27 protein-coding genes are annotated in these 25,859 nt (G+C 71.7%); 12 read left to right on the top strand and 15 right to left on the bottom strand.

The genetic code is table 11. The features are described 5' to 3' along the window. The first annotated feature begins 25 nt into the window (after window positions 1–25). Both J2X46_RS01055 and J2X46_RS01050 read left to right on the top strand, forming a co-directional pair. The gene (locus J2X46_RS01055) at window positions 26–544 is read left to right on the top strand and encodes a SigE family RNA polymerase sigma factor (RefSeq protein WP_310245801.1); all 519 of its coding nucleotides are present in this window, start codon (window positions 26–28) and stop codon (window positions 542–544) included. Then, entirely contained in the window at window positions 541–1,953 is a 1,413-nt protein-coding gene (locus tag J2X46_RS01050) for a hypothetical protein (protein ID WP_310245799.1), read from the top strand. The genes J2X46_RS01055 and J2X46_RS01050 overlap by 4 nt, the downstream gene beginning before the upstream one ends. A 3-nt stretch (window positions 1,954–1,956) precedes the next feature. Here J2X46_RS01050 and J2X46_RS01045 read toward each other — a convergent pair whose 3' ends face one another. From J2X46_RS01045 to J2X46_RS01035, 3 genes are all read right to left on the bottom strand, one after another. Next, a complete protein-coding gene (locus J2X46_RS01045; protein ID WP_310245796.1) occupies window positions 1,957–2,436 on the bottom strand; it encodes a GNAT family N-acetyltransferase in 480 nt (159 codons plus the stop codon). Window positions 2,437–2,443: 7 nt separating this feature from the next. Continuing rightward, window positions 2,444–4,099, bottom strand: a complete 1,656-nt coding sequence (locus tag J2X46_RS01040; protein WP_310245794.1) for an acetolactate synthase — start codon at window positions 4,097–4,099, stop codon at window positions 2,444–2,446. 90 nt (window positions 4,100–4,189) lie between these two features. Further along, window positions 4,190–5,044 carry a DUF2785 domain-containing protein gene (locus J2X46_RS01035; RefSeq protein WP_310245792.1) on the bottom strand — a complete coding sequence of 285 codons (855 nt, stop codon included), beginning with the start codon at window positions 5,042–5,044 and terminating at the stop codon, window positions 4,190–4,192. Between the two features lie 69 nt (window positions 5,045–5,113). Between J2X46_RS01035 and J2X46_RS01030 the strand changes: the two genes are divergently transcribed. Beyond that, the gene (locus J2X46_RS01030; RefSeq protein ID WP_310245789.1) at window positions 5,114–6,592 is read left to right on the top strand and encodes a histidine kinase N-terminal domain-containing protein; all 1,479 of its coding nucleotides are present in this window, start codon (window positions 5,114–5,116) and stop codon (window positions 6,590–6,592) included. Window positions 6,593–6,619: 27 nt separating this feature from the next. On the opposite strand, the gene J2X46_RS01025 is transcribed toward J2X46_RS01030, so the two are convergent. After that, a complete protein-coding gene (locus J2X46_RS01025; RefSeq protein ID WP_056601527.1) occupies window positions 6,620–6,871 on the bottom strand; it encodes a WhiB family transcriptional regulator in 252 nt (83 codons plus the stop codon). A 180-nt stretch (window positions 6,872–7,051) separates the two neighbouring features. On the opposite strand from J2X46_RS01025, the gene J2X46_RS01020 reads away from it, so the two are divergent. Continuing rightward, window positions 7,052–7,453, top strand: coding sequence for a hypothetical protein (locus tag J2X46_RS01020; RefSeq protein WP_310245777.1), 402 nt, complete (start codon window positions 7,052–7,054; stop codon window positions 7,451–7,453). A gap of 3 nt (window positions 7,454–7,456) precedes the next feature. Here J2X46_RS01020 and J2X46_RS01015 read toward each other — a convergent pair whose 3' ends face one another. From J2X46_RS01015 to sodN, 4 genes are all read right to left on the bottom strand, one after another. Next, window positions 7,457–8,290 carry an RNA polymerase sigma factor SigF gene (locus J2X46_RS01015; protein WP_310245775.1) on the bottom strand — a complete coding sequence of 278 codons (834 nt, stop codon included), beginning with the start codon at window positions 8,288–8,290 and terminating at the stop codon, window positions 7,457–7,459. After that, entirely contained in the window at window positions 8,287–8,706 is a 420-nt protein-coding gene (locus J2X46_RS01010) for an anti-sigma factor (protein WP_310245772.1), read from the bottom strand. The genes J2X46_RS01015 and J2X46_RS01010 overlap by 4 nt, the downstream gene beginning before the upstream one ends. A gap of 74 nt (window positions 8,707–8,780) precedes the next feature. Then, window positions 8,781–9,419 carry a GNAT family N-acetyltransferase gene (locus J2X46_RS01005; protein ID WP_310245769.1) on the bottom strand — a complete coding sequence of 213 codons (639 nt, stop codon included), beginning with the start codon at window positions 9,417–9,419 and terminating at the stop codon, window positions 8,781–8,783. A gap of 153 nt (window positions 9,420–9,572) precedes the next feature. Further along, window positions 9,573–9,974: a superoxide dismutase, Ni gene (sodN, locus tag J2X46_RS01000; RefSeq protein ID WP_056601510.1), complete on the bottom strand. Its 402-nt coding sequence runs from the start codon at window positions 9,972–9,974 to the stop codon at window positions 9,573–9,575. A gap of 51 nt (window positions 9,975–10,025) precedes the next feature. Between sodN and J2X46_RS00995 the strand changes: the two genes are divergently transcribed. After that, window positions 10,026–10,406 (top strand): S24/S26 family peptidase, encoded by a 381-nt coding sequence (locus J2X46_RS00995; protein WP_310245764.1) that lies wholly within the window; start codon window positions 10,026–10,028, stop codon window positions 10,404–10,406. Window positions 10,407–10,426: 20 nt separating this feature from the next. Then, entirely contained in the window at window positions 10,427–11,599 is a 1,173-nt protein-coding gene (locus J2X46_RS00990; RefSeq protein WP_310245761.1) for an NADP-dependent malic enzyme, read from the top strand. 127 nt (window positions 11,600–11,726) lie between these two features. Here the strand turns inward: J2X46_RS00990 and J2X46_RS00985 are convergent, their stop codons facing one another. Genes J2X46_RS00985 through J2X46_RS00975 form a run of 3 tightly spaced genes read right to left on the bottom strand, consistent with a single transcriptional unit; the run spans window position 11,727 to window position 14,842 of the window. Further along, window positions 11,727–12,311 (bottom strand): TIGR00730 family Rossman fold protein, encoded by a 585-nt coding sequence (locus J2X46_RS00985; protein WP_310245759.1) that lies wholly within the window; start codon window positions 12,309–12,311, stop codon window positions 11,727–11,729. A gap of 32 nt (window positions 12,312–12,343) precedes the next feature. Continuing rightward, complete coding sequence (locus J2X46_RS00980; protein WP_310245756.1) at window positions 12,344–13,555, bottom strand: D-arabinono-1,4-lactone oxidase; 1,212 nt, start codon at window positions 13,553–13,555, stop codon at window positions 12,344–12,346. Window positions 13,556–13,600: 45 nt separating this feature from the next. Further along, window positions 13,601–14,842 (bottom strand): GNAT family N-acetyltransferase, encoded by a 1,242-nt coding sequence (locus J2X46_RS00975; RefSeq protein ID WP_310245754.1) that lies wholly within the window; start codon window positions 14,840–14,842, stop codon window positions 13,601–13,603. Between the two features lie 71 nt (window positions 14,843–14,913). Here J2X46_RS00975 and J2X46_RS00970 point away from each other — a divergent pair, with 71 nt between their 5' ends. Together J2X46_RS00970 and J2X46_RS00965 are read left to right on the top strand one after the other, a co-directional pair. Next, on the top strand, window positions 14,914–15,882 hold the full coding sequence (locus J2X46_RS00970) for a zinc-binding dehydrogenase (protein ID WP_310245752.1): 969 nt from the start codon (window positions 14,914–14,916) through the stop codon (window positions 15,880–15,882). Next, a complete protein-coding gene (locus J2X46_RS00965; RefSeq protein WP_310245749.1) occupies window positions 15,879–16,574 on the top strand; it encodes an SDR family oxidoreductase in 696 nt (231 codons plus the stop codon). The genes J2X46_RS00970 and J2X46_RS00965 overlap by 4 nt, the downstream gene beginning before the upstream one ends. A 9-nt stretch (window positions 16,575–16,583) precedes the next feature. Here the strand turns inward: J2X46_RS00965 and J2X46_RS00960 are convergent, their stop codons facing one another. Beyond that, the gene (locus tag J2X46_RS00960; RefSeq protein ID WP_310247312.1) at window positions 16,584–17,099 is read right to left on the bottom strand and encodes a nitroreductase family deazaflavin-dependent oxidoreductase; all 516 of its coding nucleotides are present in this window, start codon (window positions 17,097–17,099) and stop codon (window positions 16,584–16,586) included. A gap of 5 nt (window positions 17,100–17,104) precedes the next feature. Further along, entirely contained in the window at window positions 17,105–17,749 is a 645-nt protein-coding gene (locus J2X46_RS00955; RefSeq protein WP_310245746.1) for a TetR family transcriptional regulator, read from the bottom strand. Window positions 17,750–17,896: 147 nt separating this feature from the next. Here J2X46_RS00955 and J2X46_RS00950 point away from each other — a divergent pair, with 147 nt between their 5' ends. Together J2X46_RS00950 and J2X46_RS00945 are read left to right on the top strand one after the other, a co-directional pair. Continuing rightward, window positions 17,897–18,985, top strand: a complete 1,089-nt coding sequence (locus J2X46_RS00950; RefSeq protein WP_310245744.1) for an iron-sulfur cluster-binding domain-containing protein — start codon at window positions 17,897–17,899, stop codon at window positions 18,983–18,985. Window positions 18,986–19,048: 63 nt separating this feature from the next. Further along, entirely contained in the window at window positions 19,049–20,143 is a 1,095-nt protein-coding gene (locus J2X46_RS00945; protein WP_310245739.1) for an acyl-CoA desaturase, read from the top strand. Here J2X46_RS00945 and J2X46_RS00940 read toward each other — a convergent pair. Continuing rightward, window positions 20,140–20,316: a DUF6104 family protein gene (locus J2X46_RS00940; RefSeq protein ID WP_310245736.1), complete on the bottom strand. Its 177-nt coding sequence runs from the start codon at window positions 20,314–20,316 to the stop codon at window positions 20,140–20,142. The two genes, J2X46_RS00945 and J2X46_RS00940, sit on opposite strands and share 4 nt — an antisense overlap. Before the next feature lie 9 nt (window positions 20,317–20,325). After that, a complete protein-coding gene (locus J2X46_RS00935) occupies window positions 20,326–24,132 on the bottom strand; it encodes a multifunctional oxoglutarate decarboxylase/oxoglutarate dehydrogenase thiamine pyrophosphate-binding subunit/dihydrolipoyllysine-residue succinyltransferase subunit (protein ID WP_310245734.1) in 3,807 nt (1,268 codons plus the stop codon). A gap of 172 nt (window positions 24,133–24,304) precedes the next feature. Here J2X46_RS00935 and J2X46_RS00930 point away from each other — a divergent pair, with 172 nt between their 5' ends. Together J2X46_RS00930 and J2X46_RS00925 are read left to right on the top strand one after the other, a co-directional pair. Then, window positions 24,305–24,916 (top strand): hypothetical protein, encoded by a 612-nt coding sequence (locus J2X46_RS00930; protein ID WP_310245733.1) that lies wholly within the window; start codon window positions 24,305–24,307, stop codon window positions 24,914–24,916. Beyond that, window positions 24,916–25,851, top strand: a complete 936-nt coding sequence (locus J2X46_RS00925; protein ID WP_310245730.1) for an LCP family protein — start codon at window positions 24,916–24,918, stop codon at window positions 25,849–25,851. The genes J2X46_RS00930 and J2X46_RS00925 overlap by 1 nt, the downstream gene beginning before the upstream one ends. The last annotated feature ends 8 nt before the right edge of the window (window positions 25,852–25,859 follow it).

The following is a 25,859-nucleotide window of genomic DNA, read 5'->3' as shown; positions in this document are numbered from 1 at the left end:
AGACATGAGCACGAGGACCATCGGCATGGAGCCAGCAGTGGACATCACTGAGCTCTACGCCGCCCACCGCCTGTCGCTGGTACGGCTCGCGGTGCTGCTGGTGGACGACTTCGCCTCGGCCGAGGACGTCGTGCAGGACGCGTTCGCGGCCCTGGCCCGGCGCCCGGAGGCGGTCCGGGACCCCTCGAAGGCGCTGGCCTACCTGCGGGTGTCGGTGGTCAACACGGCGCGCTCGGCGTTGCGGAGACGTCGTACGGCGCGGGCGTACTCGCCACCCCACGACCTCTCCCCGCCCTCGCCCGAGGACGCCGCGGTGCTGGCGGAGGAGCACCGCGAGGTGATCGTCGCGCTGCACCAGCTCGCGGCGCGGCAGCGCGAGGTGCTCGTGCTGCGCTACTGGTCGAACCTGTCCGAGGCCGAGATCGCCCAGACCCTCGACATCAGCCAGGGCACCGTGAAGTCCACCGCCAGCCGCGCGTTGGTGGCGCTCGAGAAGGCCATGCAGAAGAGCAGTCCGTCGAGCTCGGGGAAGGAGGAGCGATGAGCACGCCCGACACCATGTCCGCGATGGAGGACCGCCTGCGCGCGGCCCTCGCTGCCCGCGCCGAGCTGGTCCGGCCCGAGGACCTCGCCCCGCTCGCCCCCGTCGTGCCGCTGCGGCCCCGCTGGCAGTCGCCGTGGGTGCTGCTCGCCACCGCGGCGGTGGTGCTGCTGATCCTCGGCGTGGTCTTCCAGGGCGTCACAGGCCGGCAGCGGTCCGACGACGTCGCCCCGAAGCCCGATGCCCCGCAGGTCACGCTGCCGGCCGACGTAGGCCGCGACTGGAAGACAGACGACCTCTCCTCGACGCCGCGCCTCGACCTCGACGGTGACGGCATCAAGGAGAAGGTCGCGTTCCTCGCCGAGCCCACGAAGGAGCACGACGGCCGGATCCGGCTCCAGACCACGCTCAGCAGCACGGGGGAGGAGTCCTGGGGCATCGCCCAGCTGCAGTCCACGATCGGCACCTACACGCTCGACCCGATCGACGCCGACGGCGACGGCGACCAAGAGCTCGTCCTCCCGTACGACGACCTCCAGGGTGGGCCGGATGCACCCGGGCACCCGCTGGTGTTCGACCTGCGCGACGGGCTGCTGGTGCAGCTCGGGGTCGACCAGCCCGAGCTGCTCCAGCTCGGCAACGTCCAGGTGCCCGGCAGCGAGACGGAGTTCTACGACCTGGTCCGCAACTTCAGCTACGGCGTGGAGGACGGCCGACTGGTCTCCACGCGCTCGGTGCGCTCCTTCGCGCGGGGCAACATGACCGTGCTGCGGCCTGGGACCATCGTCCGCGACTCCTGGACCTGGTCGCTCGACGAGGCCGGCGTGCTGCACCCGGAGCCCGCGGGGTGCCTGCTCGAGACCCCCGACGGTCGTACGACGCCGTGCCCGGACGGCGCCCGCGACGGGATCCCCGACCTGGCGCCGGCGTCCACGTCGACCCTGGGCGTCGGTGAGACTGCCGACTTCACCGAGGGCTACCGGTTCAGCGCCCGCATCCAGCCGGGCGACCCGATCCTGGCGGTCGACGGTTCCGACGGGCGTGCCATGGCCACGGTGCTCGACGTCCCCGACCCGCGGCTGGCGACCGTGCAGCCGACCGCGGTGTTCTACGACGGCGCCTCGGTCGTGGTGACGTCCGCCTCGGACCCGTCACGCGTCGAGGTACTGGCCCAGCGCGGGAACTTCATGCCCGAGCTCGACCGGGCCGGCGACATCCCGCTGGAGAACACCGCCGACAACCGCACCTGGCTCGCCGAGGACGGCACCCTGCTGACCGCGACGGCCGCCGGGGACGGCACGTGGGAGCTGTGGCAGTGGCAGCTGGTGTCCGGCGACCGGATCACGGCACTGCCCTGGGGACCGGTCTGCTTCGACGACGTCGAGGACCCGTCGACGGGCCACGCCTGCTGATCCTCAGAACACCTTGTGGAAGGCGATCAGGTCGACGCCCGGCAGCGGCGACCAGTCGCGGGACGGGTCGCGCGTGTAGCCCAGCCGACCGTAGACCCGGTGGGCCGACGTCATGGCCGCCAACGACGACAGGGCCATCCCGGTCGCGCCCTCCGCACGGGCCCGCTCCTCGCACAGCCGGGCGAGGGCGGTGCCCGCACCGGCACCCTGGGCAGCCGGGTCGACCGCCAGCATCCGGAACTCGCCCTCCTCGTCGCGTGCGATCTCGCGCCACGGCGTCCCCGGACGGCAGAAGGTGACGTTGCCGAGCACGCGGTCGTCGTCGACGGCCACCCACACCTCGGCCTCGGCGTCGCGTCGCGCCACGTCGTGGAGCCGGTCGCGGTAGTCGTCCTCGGCACCGGTCAGGAACGGCTCGTAGGCCGCCACGCAGACGTCGCCCGCGGCGGCGTACTCCTCCGGGTGGATCCGGCGCAGCTCCATCAGATGGTCAGATCCCGAAGGTGTTGCGCGGGTAGGCCGCCTCGACGTCGGTGATCACGTTGACGAGGTAGGGCACGCCGGAGGCGTAGGCGCGGTCGAGCGCCGGACCGATCTGCTTCGGGCCGGTCACCGTCTCGCCGGCGCCGCCGAGCGCCTTCACCACGTCGTCGTACGGCGTGCGCTGGGCGAGGTCGGCGGCGACGTCGTAGCCGTAGAGCATCTGCATCGGGCCCTTCTCCAGGCCCCAGGCGGAGTTGTTGCCCATGACCATCACGACGGGCAGGTCGTGGCGGACCAGGGTGTCGACGTCCATCAGCGAGAAGCCCGCGGCACCGTCGCCGAGCAGCAGGGTCACCTGCGCGCTCGGCCGGGCGATGCGGGCCGCGATGGCCGCGCCGAGCCCGGCGCCGAGGCAGCCGTAGGGGCCGGGGTCGAGCCAGCCGCCGGGCCGCTTGGGCTCGACGTACTTGCCGGCGAAGGAGACGAAGTCGCCGCCGTCGCCGATGACCACGGAGTCGTCGGCCAGGCGGGGGACCAGCTCGCCGTAGATCCGGGCGGGGTGGATCGGGTCGGCCTCCGCGGTCAGCAGCTGCGCGTCGCGCTCGGCGGCGGCCTTCACCTGGTCGGCGAGCTGGTCGGCCCACGCCGTCCAGTCCGGCTTCGAGCCGCGCTCGAGCGCCGCCTGGAGGCCGTCGAGGACCGTGGTGAGGTCGCCGGAGACCGAGCCGGCGAGCTCGGCGTGGCCGGACACCTGGCCGGGGGAGTCGGCGATGTGCACGACCCGGGCGAAGGCGCCCTCGGGGTTCTTGTCCGGGCCGCCGAACACGCCGTAGCCGAGGCGGAAGTCGAGCGGGGTGCCGACCACGACCACGAGGTCGGCGCCGGAGAGCGCGGCGCCGCGGGCCTTGGTCACGAGCGAGCGGTGGCCGCCGGGGATGACCCCGCGACCCATGCCGTTGGTGAGCGTGGGGATGCCGAGGTCCTCGACGAAGCGGAGCGCGGCGGCCTCGGCGTGGTCGGCCCAGACGTCGGTGCCGAGGATCAGCACCGGGCGCTGCGCCTCGGCGAGCAGGCGGGCAACCGCCTCGATCGCGTCGGCGTCGGGCTCGATGCGGACGCCCTCACCCGAGCCGGCGACGCCGGTCGAGGAGTTGAAGAACTCGTCCATCGGTACGTCGACGAACACCGGCCCGCGGTGGCTCGACCGGGCCAGCGTGAACGCCTCGTCCATCCCCGCGGCGACCTCGCCGGCGGTCATCAGGGTCTTCGCCGACTTGGCGACCGGCGCGATGATGGGCGGCTGGTCGAGCTCCTGGAGCGAGCCGCTGCCCCAGCGGTTCTGCGGGGCGCGGCCGCCGACGACCACCATCGGCGAGCCCGCGAACTGCGCCTGGGCGATCGCGCTGATGCCGTTGGTGACGCCCGGACCGGCGGTCAGCACGGCCAGGCCGGGCACGCGGGTCAGCTTGCCGGTCGCCTCGGCGGCGAAGGCGGCCGTCTGCTCGTGGCGCACGTCGAGCAGGCGCATCTGCGGGTCTGCCTTGACCGCGCCGTCGTACATCGGGAAGACGTGGGCGCCCGAGAGGGTGAACATGGTCTCGACGCCGTGCGCGCGGGCGACGTGGACGGCCAGCTCGCCGCTGTGGCCTGTGATCAGGCTCATGCGCGTACTCGCTTCGCTCCGTGCGCACATGAGGCACTGGATCGGCTGTGCTCGTTGATTCGCTCGCTGCGCTCGCTCATGGAGGGAAGGCTAGTCGGTGGCTACTCGCAGGTAGGGAAGGTTGGTCATGCGGAGGGCCTCGATGACCACCAGGAGCAGGTCGGGCCGGACCGTGGGTGGCCGCGGCCCGAGCGAGAGCTGGAGGAACAGGGCGCGCAGGAAGGCCTGCGGCGCGGCGGTCGGCGCGTAGGGGTCGTGGTCGACCGGTCCGCCGAACGGATTGCCCGCGGCGCCGAGGCGGTGGACCCACGGCTCGAGCGCGTCGGTGCCGAGCGTGTTGCGGCGCAGGATCTGCATCACGGCGGCCGCCATCCGGTCGGGCTCGCCCGCGTCGAGGGGGATCTCGGCCGGCTGCGACAGGAGCCGCTCAGCCAGCACGTCGAGCAGGACTGCGTGCTCCGCGCCGGCGAGGTGAGGCGACTCGCCCAGGGCGCCGATGGCGTCCGCCCCGTGGGCGATCGCGTGCGCCCAGCCCTTGTCGACCACGAACCCGCGGGTGTCGCGCTCGGTGAGGAACCACGTGGCGAGGCGGTCGCCCCACTCCATGATCTTGCCGCCGGGCAGCAGGTGCTGCGTGTTGTCGCGCTCGAGGCAGACGCCGAGGATCAGCGAGCTGAAGCTGCGCCGGAAGACGGTGTCGGTGCCGACCTCGCCCAGGCCCACGGCGAGCCCGGCGACCATCCCGTCGCCGAGGCCGGCGAGCAGGTCGTCGTAGACGCCGCGCTCGATCCAGGTCGCGAGGGCCGGGAACGCGGTGCCGTCGCGCACCTCCGGGCGGGTGGAGCCCAGCATGGTCGTGAGCTCGGCGGTGAGGTCGTCGAGCGGGCGGTCCGAGGGGACCTCGAACCCGGCTGCTTGCACCTGGTCCCAGTACCCGAGCGACATGAGGGCCATCCTGCCAGCCGCCCCTGACACCACTCCAGCCCGGGCCGGGACAGCCCCTAGGCTGGCCGCGTGCCGTCACTCCACGAGCTCGTGAGAGCCCACACCGACCTCGTGGACGACGACGTCGCGTGGCTCCAGCTGCTGATGGCGGACTGGCAGATCCTGGCCGACCTCTCCTTCGCCGACCTGGTGCTCTGGCTGCCCGACCGCGAGGGCAAGGGCTACTGGGCGGGCGGCCAGATGCGCCCCACGACGGGTCCCACCGCCCTGGTGGACGACGTGTTGGGCACCTTCATCCCGGCCGGGCGTCGCCGGATGCTCGACGAGGCCTTCCTGACCGGGCGACTGGTGCGCGAGGGCGACCCCGAGTGGCGCGACGCCGTGCCTGTGCGCGTGGAGGTGATCCCGGTCCGGCGGGCCGGCCGGGTGATCGCGACGATCGCCCGCAACACGAACCTCCTCGGCATCCGCACGCCGAGCCGGCTCGAGCTGAGCTACCTCCAGACCGCCGCCGAGCTCACCCAGATGATCGCCGGCGGCTACTTCCCGTTGCCCGGGCAGCGCGGCGACCACGCCGACTCCCCGCGCGTGGGCGACGGGTTCGTCCGCCTCGACCCGGCCGGCAAGGTCGTCTACGCCAGCCCCAACGGGCTCTCGGCCTACCGCCGACTCGGCCTGCAGGGCGACCTCGCCGGGCTGGTCCTGGCGGACCTCACCCGCGACCTGGTCCCGGCCCGCAAGCGCCCCGACGAGGAGACGCTCAGCGCCGTCCTCGGCGGCCGCGACGGCCGCGCGACCGAGGTCGGCACCGACGAGGTCACGTTGATCGTGCGCAGCATCCCGCTCCGGCCGCAGGGCGACCGCAGCGGCGCACTGCTGCTCATCCGCGACGTCAGCGAGTTGAGGCGGCGCGATCGCGAGCTCGTCACCAAGGACGTCACGATCCGCGAGATCCACCACCGCGTGAAGAACAACCTCCAGACCGTGGCCGCCCTCCTGCGCCTGCAGGCACGTCGTACGCATGCCGAGGACGCCAAGGCGGCGCTCGAGGAGGCCGTGCGCCGCGTCGGCTCGATCGCGATCGTCCACGAGACGCTCAGCCACGCGGTCGAGGAGACCGTCGACTTCGACGAGATCGCGGACCGCCTCGGCTCGATGGTGGTCGACGTCAGCGGGGTGGAGGTGCCCGTGCGGGTGGTGCGCGAGGGCTCCTTCGGCAAGCTCTCCTCGGAGGCCGCGACACCACTCGCGATGGTGCTCACCGAGGTGCTGCAGAACGCCGTCGAGCACGGGTACGCCGACCTGGCGGAGGACGCCGAGCCGCGCACCGGTCGCGTCGTGGTGACCGCGCGCCGGATCGTGGGCCGGCTGCACGTGGTCGTCGAGGACGACGGCCGCGGCCTGCCCGAGGACTTCGACGTCGACGGGTCGACCCAGCTCGGCCTCTCGATCGTGCGCACGCTCGTCGAGTCCGAGCTCGGCGGCGTCTTCGAGATCGGCCCCGGCGTGCGTGGCACGCGCGTGCAGGCCGACGTACCCCTGGACTGAGGGATCAGACCGTCCTGATCAGGTTGATCAGGCGGTGCGGATGCGGGCGCGGGCGTTGCGCCGCTTCAGCGCACGCCGCTCGTCCTCGCTGAGGCCACCCCAGACGCCGTGGTCCTGTCCGGCCTCGAGCGCCCAGGCGAGGCACTGCTCGCGCACCTCGCAGCGTCGGCACACCTGCTTGGCCTCCTCGATCTGGAGGATCGCGGGGCCGGTGTTGCCGATTGGGAAGAACAGCTCGGGGTCCTCGTCGAGGCATGCAGAGCGGCTGCGCCAATCCATGGGGTGGGGGATCCCTCTTTCTCATTCACAGGCAGGTGCTGTTGTCGGACGTCTCAGCTGGCCCGGGCACCACGCGGCAGTACCAACGTGGGCAGCGACAAGACTCGCAAGACTTGAACGTTCACACAACCCCAAACCGCCGCAAATGATCGTCGTGTCCGTCACAACTAAACTACCTCCGTGCCTGTTACGCCCTCCGGTCCTGACCGTGCCGTCCCGCCGCCGCTCGTGGTCGCCGCCTCGCTGGCGGGCCTCGAGGCCTTCGTCCTCGCCGCACTCGGCCTGCTGGAGGTGGCCAACCTCCGCTCGGCCAGGCTCACGATGGGCGTCACGACGACGCTGTTCTTCCTCGCCGCGGCCGCCGGTCTCGCGTGGTGCGCCTGGTCCCTGTGGAAGGTACGACGCTGGGCCAGGGGCCCGGTCGTGATGGTGCAGCTGATCCAGCTGGGGCTCGCGTGGAACCTGTGGGCCGGCTCCACCAAGCCGCTGTCGATCGGCCTGGCGGTGGTGGCGCTCGTCGTCATCGCCGGCCTCGTGCACCCTGCCAGCACCGCGGTGCTGGAGGAGGACGCGCGGGTATAGCGCTCAGTCCTGCTCGAGCGAGGTGCGCAGCTGCGCCAGCGTGCGGGTGAGCAGCCGCGAGACGTGCATCTGCGAGACGCCGATCTCCTCGGCGATCTGCGACTGGGTCATGTTCTTGAAGAAGCGCAGCAGCAGGATCCGCTTCTCGCGCTCGCCGAGCCCCTCGAGGAGCGGCTTGATCGACTCGCGGATCTCCACGTGCTCGATGTTGCTGTCCTCCACGCCGAGCGTGGCGAGCATGGCCGGAGGCCCGTCGTCGGAGTCGTCGGAGGCGTCGAGCGACAGCGTGGCGTAGGCGTGGCTGGACTCGATGCCCTCCATGATCTCCTCCACGCTGCAGCCGATGACCTCGGCGAGCTCGCGCGGGGTCGGGGAGCGGCCCAGCTTCTGGGTGAGCTCGCCGGTCGCGCCGCCGATCTGCATGCGGAGCTCCTGGAGGCGCCGCGGCACCCGGATCGCCCAGCCCTTGTCGCGGAAGTGGCGCTTGATCTCGCCGATGACCGTCGGCGTTGCGTAGGTGGAGAACTCCACGCCGCGGTCGGTCTCGAAGCGGTCGACGGCCTTGATCAGGCCGATCGTGCCGACCTGGACGAGGTCCTCGAAGGGCTCGCCGCGGTTGCGGAACCGTCGGGCGCAGTGCTCCACCAGCGACAGGTGGAGGTGCACCAGGTCGTCGCGGGCCACCGACCGTTGGGCGTCGCTCGCGTCGTCGCCGCGCAGCACCCTGAACAGCTCCGCGCTGCGGGCGCGCACGTGCTCGAGCCCGCTGGGCCCGACCTCGTCGGACCCGCGGTCCACGGCGGCCCCCGCCGCCTCGTCCCCCGTGTGTGCGCTCATGTCAGGCGCTCGGCACCTGTCGATCCCGCAGCGACCTGCGAGGTCACCGTGAACCGGACGCGGAAGCGCCCGTCCTCGGATCCTGCGGCAGCGTCCTGCGCCATCGTGTCCAACACCTGCCAGGCGAAGCTCTCGGTGTCGAGCTGCGGATTGTCCATCGCCTCGGTCTCCAGGGTCACGGTCATCGTGCCGGGGCCGAAGTAGAAGCAGGCGACCAGGTCCGTGCCCGGGTCGGCCTCGGGGATCGCGAGGGCCGAGGCCTCGCCGATGGCGATGCGCAGGTCCTCGATGTCGTCGATCGTGAAGTCCAGGCGCGCGGCCAGGCCGGCGGCGGTGGTGCGGACGACCGTGGCATAGGCACCCTCGGCTGGAAGTCGGAGCTCGACGTCGGCGCGGCCCCCGTGCTGATCTGCCATCTGCGTCAACGTCTCCGTCCTCCGAGTGTGTGCTCGCCACACCCTAGGCCATCTTTTCGGACGGACCGGGAGGGTCAGCTGAACCAGGGGCAGACCTGGTCGCGCGTGCGCAACGCGTGCCGGTGCACGGGGTCGCGCAGCATCGGCGCCGGCCGACGAGCGTGCGGCACTGCAGTCGTGGGCGGCGCGACCGCACCCGTCTGCGGCAGCTCGACGACGACGCCACACACGCCGTACCCCTCGTCCTCGACGGTCGTGGGGCCGAGCCGGCGCAGCATCCGCAGCGACGCGGGGTTGTCCTTGAGCACCTCGGTGACGATGCGTACGACGCCCGCCGGCCGGTGCCGCATGAGCACCTCGAGCAGCACGGTGGCCACGCCGCGACCCTGCCAGGCGTCCTTCACCGTGACGGCGAGGTCGGCGGCGTCGGGGACGTCCTGGTAGCGCACGATCCGGGCCAGCGCGACCGGGTCGTAGACGTCGGGAGCCGTCTCGACGCACAGCACCAGCGCGACGTGGTCGACGCCGTCCACGTCGTCGACGAGGTGGTGGAGCATCGCGTCGCTGAGGTGCACCACGGGGGCGAGAAACCTCCGCCGCCGCGACTCGGGCGCGAGCGTCTCGAACTCCGCGACCAGCGCCGCCTTGTCCGTACGCCGCAACGGCACCACGAACGCGTCCGTGCCGTCGGGCAGCCGCACCTGCTCGATCATCCGCATCCCTCCCGGTCAGGATTCAAGCAGGCCGGACGCAGCAGGACCCGGCCGCCTCGAAGGGCGACCGGGTCCTGGCTGTCCGGGGTTCAGACGCGAAGCCGCAAGCGGCTCAGGAGAAGTCCTGAGCAACCGCGGCTGCGCCGCGTCTGTTCAGGCCTTCTTCGTCTCCCAGAAGATCTCCGCGATCTCGTCGATCTTGGCGAGCAGCTCGTCGGCCTTGGCCGCGTCGAGCTCGCCCTTGGTGCCGCTCGCGCCGGCCAGCTTGGTGGCCTCGTTGACGAGCGTGTGGAGCTGGGGGTACTTCTCGAAGTGCGGGGGCTTGAAGTAGTCGGTCCAGAGCACCCACAGGTGGTGCTTGACCAGCTCCGAGCGCTGCTCCTTGATCAGGATGGCGCGGGTGCGGAAGTCGGGGTCGTCGTTGTCGGCGACCTTGGCGATGATCGCCTTGATGGACTCGGCCTCGATGCGTGCCTGGGCGGGGTCATAGACGCCGCAGGGCAGGTCGCAGTGGGCGGAGACCTCGACGGTCGGGGCAAGCAGGTGGCGAAGCATCGGGTTCCTCTCGATCGGGACGATGAGCGTCTGGCTGCGACACTACTCCGCGTGCAACGGCGTCGGCAGCGGGGTCTCGCCCGGTGGGGTGAGGGCTCCCGCGCGCCCTTCGGGACCGCTGTCGTGCGTGGTCGCTCGATGCTCCCGACGCTGCGTGAGGGCGACCTGCTGCTCGTGCGGTACGCCGCCCGGCCCCGGCCCGGCGATCTCGTCGTCGCGCGGTTCGCGGACGGCACGCTGACGGTCAAGCGGGCGGCGGAGGAGCGTCGTACGCGCACGGGCGGGGCGGGGTGGTGGCTGCTGAGCGACAACCCCGGCGAGGGCGTCGACTCGCGCCACCGGGGCGTGGTGCCGGTCGACGCGGTGCTGGGCGTCGTACGGCTGCGCGTGTGGCCTTCCCCACGTGTGGGACGGCGGCTCCGACACCCCTGAGCTGTGCCAGTATCGCCCGCATGGCTTCGCACCCGCACTCCGGCGATCCTGTGTTCGACCTGCACGTCGGCGGCAAGATGGAGGTCGTCTCGACGGTCGCCCTCCACGGCCCCGATGAGCTCTCCCTGGCCTACACCCCCGGCGTAGCACGCGTGTGCGAGGCGATCGCCGCCGACCCGTCGCTGACCCAGCACTACACGTGGGTGCCCAACACGGTCGCCGTCGTCACCGACGGCACCGCGGTGCTCGGCCTCGGTGACATCGGGCCGGCCGCCGCGATGCCGGTGATGGAGGGCAAGGCGGTGCTGTTCAAGCAGTTCGGCGGCGTCGACGCCGTGCCGATCTGCCTCGACACCACCGACGTCGAGGAGATCATCGAGACCGTCGTACGGCTCGCGCCGAGCTTCGGCGGCATCAACCTCGAGGACATCTCCGCCCCGCGCTGCTTCGAGATCGAGGCGCGGCTCAAGGAGCGGCTCGACATCCCGGTCTTCCACGACGACCAGCACGGCACTGCCGTCGTCGCGCTCGCCGCGCTGACCAACGCGCTGCGCCTGACCGGCCGTGACGCCGCGACCGCCCGGGTCGTCGTGCAGGGCGCCGGTGCCGCCGGCGTCGCTGTCGCGCGCATCCTGCTCGAGGCCGGCGTGCGCGACATCGCGGTCCTCGACCGTCAGGGCGTGCTCAACTCCGAGCGCGCCGACCTCACCGAGGTCAAGGCGGCCCTGGCCCGCGACACCGCCGACGTGTTCGGCCGCCGCGGCAGCCTGGCCGACGTGATGGCCGGCGCCGACGTCTACATCGGCGTCTCCGGCGGGCAGGTGCCCGAGGAGATCGTCGCCTCGATGGCCGCCGACGCGATCATCTTCGGCCTGGCCAACCCGACGCCGGAGGTGCACCCCGACCTCGCGCACAAGTACGCCCGCGTCGTCGCCACGGGTCGCTCCGACTTCCCGAACCAGATCAACAACGTGCTCGCCTTCCCCGGCATCTTCCGCGGCGCCTTCGACGTGCACGCCACGGCCATCACCGAGGGCATGAAGGTGGCCGCCGCCACCGCGCTCGCCGAGCTCGTCGGCGACGACCTGCGCGAGGACCTCGTCATCCCCTCGCCCTTCGACCCGCGGGTCCCGGGTGCCGTGCGCTCGGCCGTCGCCGAGGCCGCCCGCCGCGACGGGGTCGCCCGCCGCTGATCGCCCGGCGCGTCCGACGACCACAACCTGTGTCCGTACGTCGCGCCCACGCTGCGGCCGTCTGCCGGCCCGTACTTCTGGTCGTCCGACGCGCCGACAGCCTCGTCGGGGTCGTGCGGCGGTCGGCCTAGTCGCCGAGCTTGGCGCCCGGCGTGGTGCCGAGGCGGGCCGTGAGGCCGGCGAGCGCGGTGTCGAGGTCGTCGGCCACCACCACGTCGTCGAGGACCTCGGGCCGGATGAACCCGGCGTCGACCAGCCCGCGCAGCGAGTCGAGGAACGGCGTCCAGACGCCGCCGAGGTCCAGGAAGGCGACCGGGTCGTCGTTGAAGCCGATGTAGCGCCAGCTCCACACCTCGATCACCTCCTCGAGGGTGCCGAGGCCACCGGGGAGGGTCAGGAAGGCGTCGGCCAGCTCGGCCATCATCGCCTTGCGCTCGTGCATGGTGTCCACGACGTGCAGCTCGGTGAGGTCGTCGCGACCCCACTCGCGCTCGATCATCGAGCGCGGGATCACGCCGATGACCTCGCCACCGGCGTCGAGCGCTCCCTGCGAGACCTCGCGCATCAGGCCGTGGCCGCCACCGCCGTAGACGAGCCCGATGCCGCGCTCGGCCAGCCCCCGCCCGACGTCGTACGACATCCGGGGGAGGGTGGGGTCGACACCCGGGCTGGAGGCGCAGAAGACGGCGACGCGGCGCAGGGTTCGGCTCACGACCCGCAGTCTAGGAAGCCGGGTGGACGGGGCTACGCGAAGAGCGGCCGGAGGTGTTCGTTGAGGAAGACGCCCTCGGGATCGAGCTCGCGGCGCAGGGCGATGAAGTCCTCGGCCCGGGGGTAGAGCGCGTGCAGCCGCTCCGGCGTCATGAAGTGCAGCTTGCCCCAGTGCACGCGGGCGTCGTACTCCGACAGGAGGGCGTCGACGGAGCGCAGGTAGGCCCAGTAGTCGGTGCCCGGCGTGCCGGAGACCGAGATGACCACCGTCGGCATGCGGTACTGCGGGGACAGGAACGCCTCGTCCGGGCCGACCGTGCGCACCTCGAGCGGGTAGACGGAGTCCGGGAGGCTGCGGAGCATCAGCTCGCGCATCGCGCGCAGCGCCTCCGGCGCCCGGTCGAGGGCGACGAAGTACTCCAGCTCGTGGAAGTTGGGGTCGTAGACCATCGGGAAGATCCGGTAGCACCGATCGACCCGACGGCCCACGGTGTCGTCGTCGGGCACGTCGGGACCGACCTCGTCGAAGACCTTGACGTAGCACTGGTCCTCGAGCCGCTCGCCGTGCCCGTCGAGGTTGTAGAGCGCGCCCGACTCCTCGGTCGGCAGCCAGAACATCCCGAAGTGGCGGTGCTCGGCGACGAGCTGGTCCCAGCGCTCCATCACGTCGTCCCAGGCACGCAGGCTGACGTGCTCGCGGAGCCGGTAGGCGTCGGTGACCTCCAGCTCGAGCTGCGTCATGACGCCGAGCATCCCGACCGAGACCTGCGCAGCGTGCAGGAGATCGGGCTCGTCCTCGCCGATCTCGCGCACCTCGCCGCGTGCCGTCACGAGGCGCACGTCGCGCACGACCCCCGACAGGCTGGTGTAGCGGGTGCCGGAGCCGTGCGTGCCGGTGGCGACGGCGCCCGCGATCTGCTGGGTGTCGATGTCGCCCTGGTTGCGCAGCGCCAGCCCGTCCGCCCAGAGGGGCTCGTAGAAGTCACGGATGAGCGTGCCGGGGAGGGCGGTCGCCCGCTTGGCGGCGGCGTCGGTGCCGATGACGCCTCGCATCGCGGACACGTCGAGCAGCAGCCCGTCGGTCCGGACGACCGGGGTGAAGGAGTGGCCGGCGCCGGCGACCCGGACCCCCTGCCCTCGCTCGGCGGCCGTTCGCACCAGGGCGGCGACCTCCTCCTCGTCGCGCGGTGCGGCGGTCGAGGCGGGGGAGAAGGACTGGTTGCCCACCCAGTTCGTCCACGTCATGGAGGTCAGCCTGACCAGCGCGACGTACGCCGTCAACGGCTCGGCTCAGAAGCCGATCGAGGGCTCCGGTGCGACGAGCGTGCGCATCGACCGTGCGAGCTCGGCGTAGGCCCCGGGGCGGTGCTCGGCGACGAGCCCGGCGCGCAGGCGGGCGCCGATCGGGTGGCCGAGGTAGCCGGCACCGAGGACGTTGACGTCGAGGGTCAGGTCGGCAGCGTCCTCGGTGCGCTCGGCCGAGCCCGCGCCGGCGGAGACGGAGAGGCGCCAGCGGCCGGCGTTCCATGGAGCGTGGCGGTCCTCGACCTCGACGACCACCTCGCAGTCGTCCTCGTAGCGGCGCAGCGCCCAGGCGGCCTCGAGGTCGACGAGGCGGATCCAGGTGCTGTCCCACGTCTTGAGGTCACCGGTGCCGCGCGGCCCGCCGACCCATGCCAGCACCGGGTCGTCGACGCCGACGTTCTCCAGCTTGGTGCTGCCCATCAGGTCGAGGTCGACGAACCGGCGGGCGAGGGCGAGCCGGGCGGCCGGCCCGCCGCACAACGTGCCGACGGTGACGGTGCCGGAGGGGCGGGCGTTGTCCCACTTGTGCTCGCGGCGCAGCCCGACGAAGCCGACGTCCTCCCCGTCGCGCCGTGCGAAGAGGATCCGGCGCGGCTCCTTGTCGCGCAGCTGCTCGGCGGTCTCGTGGCCGAGCAGCTCGAAGAAGTCGGCGGAGCCGACGATCGTGCCCGGGAAGGCGGGGGCCTGTGCCAGCTGGCAGGCGCGCATCCGCTCGCGGACGCCCGGAGCGGACATGGTCACGAGCTGGGTGGTGATGCCGGCGACCTCGTCCTCGAGGTGCGGCGCGGTGAACGTCGTACCCCGTCCGAGGTCGACCTGGTGGGTGATCACGGCGAGGCCGTAGCCGAACCGGCCGTAGATCGCCGCCTCGCTGGCGTGCAGCGCCGAGATCGCCGTGCCGGCGTCGCGGCTGCGGGCGAGGTGGTCGGTCATCATCGCGGTCAGCACGCCGCGGCGCCGCGCGTCAGGGTGTACGCCGACCCACGTGAGGCCCGCGATGGGCACGAGGTCGCCGCCGGGGAGCGCCATCTCCATGGGCCGGACGCCGTAGATGCCGCTGTGCAGGTCGTCGGGCCCGTCGGGCAGGTCGACCGCGAACCGCTGGTCCTCGGGCAGCCCGAGCCGCAGGTGGTCGGCGTCGGCGTCGGTGACCTCGCCGAACCACACGAGCTGGTCGGTGGCGAGGAACTTGTCGGCGTCCTCCGAGGGACGTACGTCGATGCTCACCGAGCCAGCCTTTCGTCCGTGCTGGGGACGTGCAACCGGATAACGGAGCGGCCCTCGCTAGGGTCGTCAGCATGTTCGCCGTCTATGCCGAGTCCTTCTCCTCCGACGACCCGCTGAGCGGCCTGGTGGTGGGGGAGCGCCCCGACCCGGAGGCCCCCGACGGATGGGCCACCGTGAGCGTCAAGGCGGCCAGCCTCAACCACCACGACCTGTGGTCGCTGCGTGGCGTGGGCCTGCGCCAGGAGGCACTGCCGATGATCCTCGGCTGCGACGCCGCGGGCCTCGACGAGGACGGCAACGAGGTCGTGGTGCACGGCGTCATCGGCGACCCGGCGTGGACCGGCGACGAGGCCGACGACCCCGGCCGGTCGCTCCTGTCCGAACGCCACCAGGGCACGTTCGCCGACCAGGTGGTCGTGCCGCGCCGCAACCTGGTCCCCAAGCCGGCGTCGCTGTCGTTCGAGGAGGCCGCCTGCCTGCCGACCGCGTGGCTCACGGCCTACCGGATGCTCTTCGTGCAGGGCGCGTGCCAGCCCGGCGAGACCGTGCTCGTGCAGGGCGCCGGCGGCGGCGTCGCGACCGCTCTGATCACCCTGGGCCGCGCCGCCGGCCTCACGGTGCTGGCCACGAGCCGTGACGAGGCGAAGCGCGCCCGCGCCCTCGAGCTCGGCGCCCACGAGGTCTTCGAGTCCGGCGCCCGGCTCCCGGTCAAGGTCGACGCCGTGATGGAGACCGTCGGCAAGGCGACGTGGGACCACTCGATCCGGTCGCTGCGACCCGGCGGCCGCATCGTCATCAGCGGCACCACGTCGGGCCCCGACGTCGCCGACGCCGGCCTCACCCGTGTCTTCTTCCTCCAGCTCTCGATCATCGGCTCGACGATGGGCACCCGGCAGGAGCTCGACCAGCTCGTGAAGTTCCTCCACGCCACCGGCACCAAGCCGCTCATCGACCACACGCTGCCGATGGAGCAGGCGCGCGACGGCTTCGCCGCCATGGCGGGCGGCGAGGTGTTCGGCAAGATCGTCTTCACCCGATGAGGCACGTCGTCACCGGCGCCGGGTCGGGGATCGGCCTCGCGCTGGCCCACCGGCTCGCCGACCGCGGCGACGACCTCGTCCTGCTGGCGCGCAGCGACGCCCGGGCGGCCGAGCTGGGCGCCCTCTTCCCGCAGGCCCAGCTGCTGGTCGCCGACCTCGCCGACCCCGGCACGCTCAACGGCCTCGGCCGGCAGGTGGATGGCGCGGTCGACACGCTGCTCCACGTCGCCGGGGTGGTCGACCTCGGTCGGGTCGAGCGGCTGCGCCTGGCCGAGTGGGAGGAGCAGCTCGCCGTGAACCTCACCGCGCCCGCCGTGCTGAGTCGCGAGCTCCTGCCGCACCTGCGCGCGAGCCGCGGCACGATCGTGTTCGTGAACTCCTCGGCCGGCCTGTCCGCGAGCCCCGAGTGGTCGGCGTACGCCGCCTCGAAGTTCGGCCTTCGCGCCTTCGCCGACGCGCTGCGCGCCGAGGAGGTCGAGCACGGCGTGCGGGTCAGCACGGTCTACCCCAGTCGCACCGCCACCCCGATGCAGGAGAAGGTGCACGAGCAGGAGGGCAGGGCGTACGACGCCTCGCGCTGGATCAGCCCGGGGACGGTCGTCGACACGATCCTCCACGTCGTCGACCTGCCCGCCGACGCGACGATCCCCGACGTGACGGTCCGGCCGGTGGTGCCGCGGCCCGGCACCTGACCGGCGGCCTCAGGTCTCGAGCATGAACGCCCGCACCCTCCGGCTCTCGCCGATCCGCTCGCGGTAGTTGAGGTAGCCGGGGTAGAACTCGCCGGCCAGGGCGAAGATCTCCTCCGCCTCGGCAGGCGTCGCGGGCCGCGCGGTCACCGCGCGCGTGACGTTGCGGTAGGTCACCTCGGCGTGCGGGTCGGCCTCGAGGTTCAGCGCCCACGCAGGGGTCGAGGACTGCCCGAAGTTGGTGCCGAGCAGCGCCAGCGTGCCGGCGTAGGGCGTCGCGATGAGGTGGCTCGTGCGCCGCTGGCCGGACCTGCGTCCGGTCGTCGTGACGTCGAGGACCGCCAGCCCGGCGAGCAGCCCCGGCGCGCTCTGCCTGCCCTTGCTGGCCCGGCCGACGACGTCGTCGAGGTGGCGCAGGACGCGGGAGAAGACCCAGCCGCCCGGGCGGGTGCCGGCGCCCCACCGGACCACCCGGTGCAGGGGGTTGGCCGAGGAGTGCGCGTAGCCGAGGTCGTCCGCGAGACCCATCGTCCTCACGCCCTCTCCGCGGGCTCGCGCGAGCGCCAGTTGAGGGCACCGACCAGCAGCATCCGCAGCTGGGTGCGGGCCTGGGCGAGGGTGCGGGCCTCGGAGTCGGGGTCGTCCACGAGCCGCTCGGCCATGGTCACCACGAACGACACGATCAGGTCGGCGAGCAGGCCGATGTCGGTGCTGGAGTACTGCTGCGCGGCGCCGCTGCGGGCGATGTCGGTGGCGAGCTCGCGGGTGATCAGCTCGATCTCGTGGCCGATCGCTTCGCGGACGCGCGGGGGACCGGCGGTCCGCTCGCGGGCGATGAAGGCGTAGTGGGAGCGGTTCTCGCGCACGTGCTGCGCCACGATCGGGAGCGAGCCGTCGATGAAGTCGGTGTACTCCGGGGCGTGGCGCCAGACGTCGAGCAGCATCTCCCGCAGCGACCGGAAGCTCTCGTCGACCAGGGCCAGGCCGAGCAGCTCCAGCGAGCCGAAGTGCCGGTAGAACGCGGTCGGCACGACCCCGACCTGCTTGGCGACCTGGCGCAGCGAGATCGCCGCCAGGTTGGAGTCGGCGGCGAGCGCGAGCGCGGCGTCGAGGATCGCGCGGCGGGTGCGCTCCTTGCGCTCGGCGCGCGACTCGCCGTCCTCGGGCTCGGTGGGCATGGCCCGAGCCTAGGGCACGCCGACTGCCCGCGAGGTGCACGAGTGTTCACGGAAAGTGCCCCGCATCACGTGGGTGACCGTTGACGTGCGGCCGCGCCCCGGGGATAGTTGAGTGCACAAGCGTTCACTAAACGAACGGAGGCAGCGATGATCGTCCTCGACACCATCGCCCGCTCACGCACCGTCGCCGCGCTCGCGTCGCCGCACGGTGTCGACCACTACCTCTCCCGGATCAACCCGATGTGGGCGGCGCACGAGGTGCGCGCCCGCGTCGTCGACGTACGCCGCGAGACCCGCACGCCCGGCGCCTCCGTCGCCACTCTCACTCTCCAGCCCACCAGCACGTGGCGCGGCCACCGCGCCGGACAGTACGTCCAGGTGGGCCTCGACCTGCCGGGCTCGGCCCGACGGATGACCCGGTGCTTCTCGATCTCGTCCGCCGCCTCGGGGGCGGGGGAGGAGATCACCCTGACCGTCCGCTCCCACGCGGAGGGCCAGGTCAGCAAGTACCTCGTCGACGCCGAGCCCGGCCAGGTGCTCCACCTCTCGCAGGCGCAGGGGGAGTTCACGCTCCCCGTCAGCCCGGCCACGCCGGGCATCGACCCGCTGCTCTTCATCACCGGCGGCTCGGGCATCACGCCCGCGATGTCGATGGTGCGCACGCTCCTGCGCGACGGGTACGACGGCCGCGCCGGGCGCCCCGTCACGTTCCTCCACTACGCCCGGTCGCCCGAGGACCAGATCTACGCCGAGGAGCTCGCCCGGATCGCTGCGGACGACAACGACGTCACGGTGCACCTGCGCCACGGCGACGCGGTCTTCAACGAGCTCGAGCTGCAGCGCCTGGCCCCCGGGTTCCGCGACACCGACACCTGGGCCTGCGGCCCGGCCGGGATGATCGACCTCGTCCGGGCGGCGTACGACGAGAGCCCGAGGCTGCGCCTCGAGCACTTCAAGCCGCCGAGCACCGCGACTGGCAGCGCCGAGGGCGACCTCACGTTCGCCGGCAGCGACCGGCAGGTCGCCAACAGCGGCGCCTCGATCCTCGCGCAGGCCGAGCAGCTCGGCCTGAAGCCCGAGTTCGGCTGCCGGATGGGCATCTGCTTCTCCTGCACGACCCGCAAGTCCGAGGGCACCGTCCGCAACGTGCTCTCCGGCTCCGAGTCCTCGCTCCCCGACGAGGACATCCAGATCTGCGTCTCTGCTCCCGTCGGCGACTGCGTCGTCGACCTCTGACAGTCGCCAGGTTTCGAGGCTCGCCCCGCTCGCACCTCAACCAGCGACGAGAAAGGACTCTGCATGACCACCACCAAGCTCACCCCTGACCAGCTCGACGAGTTCGGCAAGGAGATGGACGCGCTGCGCCAGCGCATCCGGGCCGACCTCGGCGAGGACGACGCGGCCTACATCCGCGGCATCGTCAAGCGCCAGCAGCAGCTCGAGGTCCTCGGCCGCGCGCTGTTCTACCTCCCGCCGGCCTGGCCGCTCGCCGTCGCCGCGCTCTCCGCCTCCAAGATCCTGGAGAACATGGAGATCGGCCACAACGTGATGCACGGCCAGTACGACTGGATGGGCGACCCGCACCTCAACTCGCGCATCTACGAGTGGGACAACGTCTGCCCGAGCGAGCAGTGGAAGTATTCCCACAACTACATCCACCACACCTTCACCAACATCCTCGGCAAGGACCGCGACATCGGCTACGGCATCCTCCGCATGGACGAGGACCAGAAGTGGCACCCCTACTACCTCGGCAACCCGGTCTACGCCTTCTTGCTGATGGTCTTCTTCGAGTGGGGCGTCGCCCTGCACGACCTCGAGGTCGAGAACATCGTCAGGGGCACCCGGAAGCTGGAGGAGAACAAGGCCCTCCACGCCGGCATCATGCGCAAGGTCCGTCGCCAGGCGCTCAAGGACTACCTGCTGTTCCCGGCGCTGACCGGCCCGAACTTCTGGCTGACCTTCGTCGGCAACGCGACCGCCAACCTGGTGCGCAACATCTGGGCGTTCAACATCATCTTCTGCGGTCACTTCCCGGCCGGTGCCGAGACCTTCAGCCAGGAGGAGTGCGAGGACGAGTCGCGGGGCCACTGGTACTACCGCCAGATCCTCGGCTCGGCGAACATCTCCGGCGGTCGGCTGTTCCACATCATGTCGGGCAACCTGAGCCACCAGATCGAGCACCACCTGTTCCCCGACCTGCCGGCCAAGCGCTACCCCGAGATCGCGCCGGAGGTGCGCGAGATCTGCGCGAGGTACGGCATCGAGTACACGACCGGCCCGCTGCGCAAGCAGCTCGCGAGCGTCGCCCGGAAGATCTGCCGCCTCGCCCTGCCGGACCGCACGGCGCCGCAGCCGGAGCGGCCCGAGGCCGTCCGACCGCTGGCTGCCTAGTCCTCCGGGTCGTCGAGCCTGGCCAGCCAGGTGGCCAGCCGCTCGACCGGGACCTCGAAGTCCGGGTGGGCGTCGACGAAGGCCTGGAGCTGCTCGGCGAGCCAGGCCAGGGTGACCTCCTCGTCACCCCGGCGCTTCTCGAGCTCCTCGATGCCCCGGTCCGTGAAGTACAACCGCGGACCTCAGTAGTCGTGGCCGCCGGCGCGCGGCGACTCGAACGCCGCGTCGAGGAGCGTCTTCTGCTCCTCGGTGTGGCGCTTGACGGTGCCGACCGACGGGGAGGCCGACGACGGGCGGGTGATCGGCTCGACCGGACGGTCCAGCTGGGGCCAGACGTTGAGCTGGTAGTGCGGCCACGGGCCCATGTTGCGCGGCTCGTCCTGCACCCAGCGGATCGCCTTGAGGTTGGGGTACTTCGCGACCTCGGCCTTGATCTCCTCGACCGGGTTCGGGTAGAGCCGCTCGACGCGACCGATGGCGAACTTCGCGCCGTCCTCGCGCTTGGAACGCTCGACCATGAGGTCCCACGTCACGCGGCCCGAGCACATGATCAGGGTCTCGACCTGCGAGGCGTCGGCGGCGTCGTCGCCGATGAAGGCACGGAACGTCGTGTCGCCCACGAAGTCGTCCGGCTGCGAGGCCGCCTCCTTGCGCTTGAGCATCGACTTCGGGGTGAAGACGATCAGCGGGCGGTGCTCCTCGCCGAGCGAGTGGCGGCGCAGCAGGTGGAAGTACGACGCCGGGGTCGAGGGCTGTGCCACGACCATCGCGTCCTCGGCGCACATCGTCAGGAACCGCTCGATGCGGGCCGAGCTGTGGTCGGGACCCTGGCCCTCGTAGCCGTGGGGGAGCAGCAGCACGACGCCGGACTGCTGGCGCCACTTGGTCTGGCCGGCGGAGATGAACTCGTCGATCACGGTCTGCGCGCCGTTGACGAAGTCACCGAACTGCGCCTCCCAGAGGACGAGCGCCTCCGGCCGCGCCACGGAGTAGCCGTACTCGAAGCCGAGGGCGGCGTACTCGGACAGCAGCGAGTCGTAGACGTGGAACTTGGCCTGGTCCTCGGTGAGGTTGGTCAGCGGCGTCCACTCGTCGGCGTTGGTGCGGTCGATGATCGTCGCGAACCGCTGCACGAACGTGCCGCGGCGCGAGTCCTGGCCGGCCAGGCGCACCGGGCGACCGTCCATCAGCAGCGAGCCGAAGGCGAGGATCTCGCCGGTGCCCCAGTCGATCGGGCCCTCGGTGATCGCGGCCGAGCGGCGCTGCAGCTGCGGCATCACCTTGGGGTGGACGGTGAAGCTGTCCGGCGGGGTGACGTAGCTGTCGGCGATCCGCTTGAGCACCTCCGGCGTGACCGCGGTGGAGAACTCGCCGGCGGGCTTGTCGGGGTAGTCCGGGACGGTCGTCCACTCGGTCGGCGCCTCGGAGCTGGCCTCGCGCACCTCGGTGAAGACCCGCTCGAGCTGCTGCTGGTAGTCCTTGAGGACCTGCTCGGCCTCCTCGATCGTGATGTCGCCACGACCGATGAGGGACTCGGTGTAGAGCTTGCGCACCGAGCGCTTCTGCTCGATCAGGTCGTACATCAGCGGCTGGGTGTACGACGGGTCGTCACCCTCGTTGTGCCCGCGGCGGCGGTAGCAGACGAGGTCGATGACGACGTCCTTGTTGAACGCCTGGCGGTAGTCGAAGGCGAGCCGGGCGACGCGGATGCACGCCTCCGGGTCGTCGCCGTTGACGTGGAAGATCGGCGCCTGCACCATCCGCGCCACGTCGGTGGCGTACAGGGAGGAGCGAGACGAACCCGGTGCGGTGGTGAAGCCGACCTGGTTGTTGATCACCACGTGCACGGTGCCGCCGGTGCGGTAGCCGCGCAGCTGCGAGAGGTTGAGCGTCTCGGCCACCACGCCCTGGCCGGCGAACGCGGCGTCGCCGTGGACCAGCAGGGGGAGGACCGGGAAGTTCTCGCCCTGGTCGAGGAGGTCCTGCTTGGCGCGGGCGATGCCCTCGAGGACCGGGTTGACCGCCTCGAGGTGCGAGGGGTTCGCGGCCACGGAGACCTTGATCTTGTCGCCCGAGCCGGCGACGAACTCGCCCTCGGCACCGAGGTGGTACTTCACGTCGCCGGAGCCCTGGACGGTGCGCGGGTCGATGTTGCCCTCGAACTCGCGGAAGATCTGGCTGTACTTCTTGCCGACGATGTTGGCCAGCATGTTGAGCCGGCCGCGGTGGGCCATGCCGATGGTGACTTCGTCGAGGCCCTGCTCGGCGGCGGCCTCGCAGATCTCGTCGACCAGCGGGATGGTCGTCTCGCCGCCCTCGAGGCTGAAGCGCTTCTGGCCGACGAACTTGGTCTGCAGGAAGGTCTCGAAGGCCTCGGCCTGGTTGAGCTTGAGCAGGATGCGCAGCTGCTCCTCGCGGGGCGGCTTCACGTGCGGCTGCTCCACGCGCTCCTGGATCCACTTGCGCTGCTCGGGATCCATGATGTGCATGTACTCGATGCCGGTGGTGCGGCAGTAGGAGTCGCGCAGGATGCCGAGGATGTTGCGCAGCTTCATGAAGCGCCGGCCCTCGCCGCCGAACGAGCCGGTGGCGAACTCGCGGTCGAGGTCCCACAGCGTCAGGCCGTGCGACTCGACCTCGAGGTCGGGGTGGCTGCGCTGGCGGTACTCCAGCGGGTCGGTGTCGGCCATCAGGTGGCCGCGGACCCGGTAGGCGTGGATCAGCTCGAGGATGCGCGCCTGCTTGACGATGTCGTCGTCGTGGCTGGCGACGATGTCGCGGGCCCAGCGGATCGGCTCGTAGGGGATGCGCAGCGAGCGGAAGATCTCGTCGAAGAAGTCGTTCTCGCCGAGCAGCAGGCTGTGCACGCGCTTGAGGAACTCACCCGACTGCGCACCCTGGATGACGCGGTGGTCGTAGGTCGAGGTCAGCGTCATCGCCTTGCTGATGGCGTTGCGGTTGATCGCCTCGTCGGAGGCGCCCTGCCACTCCGGCGGGTACTCCATCGCGCCGACGCCGATGATCGCGCCCTGGCCGGCCATCAGGCGCGGCACCGAGTGCACGGTGCCGATGCCGCCGGGGTTGGTCAGCGACATCGTGGTGCCCTGGAAGTCGGCCACGGTGAGCTTGTTGTCGCGCGCCTTGCGGACCATCTCCTCGTAGGCGGTCCAGAAGGCGGCGAAGTCCATCGTCTCGGCGCCCTTGATGTTGGGGACGAGGAGCTGGCGGGTGCCGTCGGGCTTCTGCATGTCGATCGCGAGGCCCAGGTTGATGTGGGCCGGGGTGATCAGGTTCGGCTTGCCGTCGACGACCTCGTAGCCGACGTTCATCTCGGGCATCGACTTCAGCGCCTTGACGAGGGCGTAGCCGATGATGTGGGTGAACGAGACCTTGCCGCCGCGGGCGCGGGCGAGGTGGTTGTTGATGACCGTGCGGTTGTCCCACAGGAGCTTGACCGGCACCGAGCGCACCGAGGTGGCCGTCGGGACCGCCAGCGAGGCGTCCATGTTGGCGGCGGTGCGGGCCGGGGCTCCGCGCAGCACGGTGTAGGTCGGCTCGTCGCCGACCTGGGCGGGAGCCGCGGGCTTCGGGTCCTTCGCGACCGGGGTGCTGGTGCCCTTGGCGGGCTCGTCGGCGGCGGCGGCCGGGCGCGGCGTCGACTTCGGCGCGGGCGACTCGGCGGGCTTCGCGGGCGCGGCCTGGGTGGCGGCCGGAGCCGCGGCGGCGGGGGCGGCGGGGGCCTTCGCAGGCGCCGCTGCCGGGGCCTTGGTGGCGGTGGCGGCAGGCGCCGCGGCCTTGGCGGGGGCAGCGGTGGTGGCGGCCGGAGCCGTCCCGTTGCCGAAGTACGCCGCCCACTCGGGGCCGACGCTCCCGGGGTCCTTGTCGTACTGCTCCTTCATCTCCTCCACGAGCCACTCGTTGGCTCCCAGGTCGGATGATGGTGCAACCGGGGACTGGTTGCCGGACTGCCCGTTCGGGGACTGCGCCACGCTTGTTTCGCCTCTTCCAGATTCATCGCGCAAGGGTTGGACACTGTGCCGGTCTAATGGCGCCTTCAAGGCTAGTCGCACACGCGCGCAAATGCAGGGGCGGGCCCGTCCTTTGAGGCATGGTGTCGACCACACCCGTCACCGCCCGCTCAGACCACCTGCTGGAGTCGTCATGCCACGCCCCTCACCGGGCCGCACCCCGCGGGCCCGCCTCGCTGCTCTCGTGCTCGTCCTCGTCCTGCCCCTGTCCGCCGCCTGCTCCTCGAGCTCCGACCCCGAGGCCGCGCCCGAGCGCCTCAGCCGGGGTGACGACCAGGTCTCCCTCGCCTCGCACCCGGTGCAGACGAAGACGAAGATCCACCGGGTCTACGGCCGCCTCGGCGACGCCAAGCGCAAGGCCGTACGACGCCAGGTGGGCAAGGCCGTCGACCGCTGGTGGGAGGCCGCCTACCTCGGTGGCACCTACCCGCGTAGCAGCTTCCCCTCGGCCTTCCCCGGCTTCACCAAGGGCGCCGAGAAGCGCGCGCGGTCCGACAAGGCGCTGCTGACCAACGAGACCGGCGGCCACCGCATCGACGCGGTCGAGGCCAAGCACCGCGCGGTCACCCTCGACATCCTCGCCACGCGCAGGCAGGCCCGGTCGGTCACCGCGCACTTCACGCTGCGCTTCGACACCCGCGGCGACAAGACCGGCACCACCACGGTGCGCGGCCGGCTGTTCCTCGTCCGCAGGCAGGGCGCCTGGCGGATCTTCGGCTACGACGTCGCGAAGGGAGCCCGGTGATGACCGAGCGCACCCCCACCCCCCACGTCGTACGTCGTGCGCGTCGCGCGGTGAAGGCAGTGGTCCTGGCCGGCGTCCTCGCCGTCACGGCGCTGGTCGTGCCGCAGTCGGCCGTCCAGTCGACCGAGGTGAGCCTGGTCAAGATCCGCCATGCGCAGGGCGTCTCCGTGGGCGACGACGTCGTCTGGATCCTGGCGGTCGGCTCCGACGCCCGCCCGGGCCAGGACATGACCCGCTCGCGCGGCGACGCGCTCCAGCTGGTCGGCATCAACACCCGCACCGGCGCGGCGACCGCGATCGGCGTGCCCCGCGACTCGTGGGTCGCGATCCCCGGGCACGGCCGGGAGAAGATCAACTCGGCCCTCTACTTCGCCGGCCCGCGCGGCATGGCCGGCGCGATGCGCAACCTGGTCGGCATCGAGCCCGACTACGTGATGGTGACGCGCTTCCCGTTCTTCGAGGACATGGTCGACGACATCGGCGGCATCACCGTGACCAACCCGCGCCGCTTCTACGACCCCTACCTGAAGAAGGAGGGGTTCCGGAAGGGCCGCATCCACCTCGACGGCTACAACGCGATGGCGTTCTCCCGGATCCGCAAGGGCCTGGCCGGTGGCGACTTCGACCGCTCGGCCAACCAGCAGCGCACCCTGCGCGGCATCCAGGCCCGGATCCGCTCGCAGGCCGACCGCCCGGGCTTCATCGAGCGCGGCGTGATGACGGTGATGGCCCACATGGCGACCAACGCCGACCCGGGTGAGCTCTACGAGCTCGCGCAGGCGGTGGCGCAGGTGGACCCGCGCAAGATCACCACGTGCGTCGTGCAGGGCCGGGTGGGCTTCGTCGGCGCCGCCAGCGTGGTCTTCCCCGACGTCGCGCAGGCCCGTCGCCTGGGTCGGGACGCCCGTTCGGACGCCCACCTCAACCGCTGCTGAGACGACGC

Source organism: Nocardioides sp. BE266 (assembly GCF_031457855.1).
Lineage (GTDB): Bacteria > Actinomycetota > Actinomycetes > Propionibacteriales > Nocardioidaceae > Nocardioides.
The sequence above is the reverse complement of the archived record's forward strand: the minus strand, read 5'-3'. Positions and strand labels throughout refer to the sequence as shown.

Excerpts from the sequence above, each read along its gene's own strand:
- J2X46_RS01055 (WP_310245801.1), top strand. The coding sequence starts at position 26 with ATGGAGCCAGCAGTGGACATCACTGAGCTCTACGCCGCCCACCGCCTG.
- J2X46_RS01050 (WP_310245799.1), top strand. The coding sequence starts at position 541 with ATGAGCACGCCCGACACCATGTCCGCGATGGAGGACCGCCTGCGCGCG.
- J2X46_RS01045 (WP_310245796.1), bottom strand. The coding sequence starts at position 2,436 with ATGGAGCTGCGCCGGATCCACCCGGAGGAGTACGCCGCCGCGGGCGAC.
- J2X46_RS01040 (WP_310245794.1), bottom strand. The coding sequence starts at position 4,099 with ATGAGCCTGATCACAGGCCACAGCGGCGAGCTGGCCGTCCACGTCGCC.
- J2X46_RS01035 (WP_310245792.1), bottom strand. The coding sequence starts at position 5,044 with ATGTCGCTCGGGTACTGGGACCAGGTGCAAGCAGCCGGGTTCGAGGTC.
- J2X46_RS01025 (WP_056601527.1), bottom strand. The coding sequence starts at position 6,871 with ATGGATTGGCGCAGCCGCTCTGCATGCCTCGACGAGGACCCCGAGCTG.
- J2X46_RS01015 (WP_310245775.1), bottom strand. The coding sequence starts at position 8,290 with ATGAGCGCACACACGGGGGACGAGGCGGCGGGGGCCGCCGTGGACCGC.
- J2X46_RS01010 (WP_310245772.1), bottom strand. The coding sequence starts at position 8,706 with ATGGCAGATCAGCACGGGGGCCGCGCCGACGTCGAGCTCCGACTTCCA.
- J2X46_RS01005 (WP_310245769.1), bottom strand. The coding sequence starts at position 9,419 with ATGATCGAGCAGGTGCGGCTGCCCGACGGCACGGACGCGTTCGTGGTG.
- sodN (WP_056601510.1), bottom strand. The coding sequence starts at position 9,974 with ATGCTTCGCCACCTGCTTGCCCCGACCGTCGAGGTCTCCGCCCACTGC.
- J2X46_RS00990 (WP_310245761.1), top strand. The coding sequence starts at position 10,427 with ATGGCTTCGCACCCGCACTCCGGCGATCCTGTGTTCGACCTGCACGTC.
- J2X46_RS00980 (WP_310245756.1), bottom strand. The coding sequence starts at position 13,555 with ATGACGTGGACGAACTGGGTGGGCAACCAGTCCTTCTCCCCCGCCTCG.
- J2X46_RS00970 (WP_310245752.1), top strand. The coding sequence starts at position 14,914 with ATGTTCGCCGTCTATGCCGAGTCCTTCTCCTCCGACGACCCGCTGAGC.
- J2X46_RS00965 (WP_310245749.1), top strand. The coding sequence starts at position 15,879 with ATGAGGCACGTCGTCACCGGCGCCGGGTCGGGGATCGGCCTCGCGCTG.
- J2X46_RS00960 (WP_310247312.1), bottom strand. The coding sequence starts at position 17,099 with ATGGGTCTCGCGGACGACCTCGGCTACGCGCACTCCTCGGCCAACCCC.
- J2X46_RS00955 (WP_310245746.1), bottom strand. The coding sequence starts at position 17,749 with ATGCCCACCGAGCCCGAGGACGGCGAGTCGCGCGCCGAGCGCAAGGAG.
- J2X46_RS00950 (WP_310245744.1), top strand. The coding sequence starts at position 17,897 with ATGATCGTCCTCGACACCATCGCCCGCTCACGCACCGTCGCCGCGCTC.
- J2X46_RS00945 (WP_310245739.1), top strand. The coding sequence starts at position 19,049 with ATGACCACCACCAAGCTCACCCCTGACCAGCTCGACGAGTTCGGCAAG.
- J2X46_RS00930 (WP_310245733.1), top strand. The coding sequence starts at position 24,305 with ATGCCACGCCCCTCACCGGGCCGCACCCCGCGGGCCCGCCTCGCTGCT.
- J2X46_RS00925 (WP_310245730.1), top strand. The coding sequence starts at position 24,916 with ATGACCGAGCGCACCCCCACCCCCCACGTCGTACGTCGTGCGCGTCGC.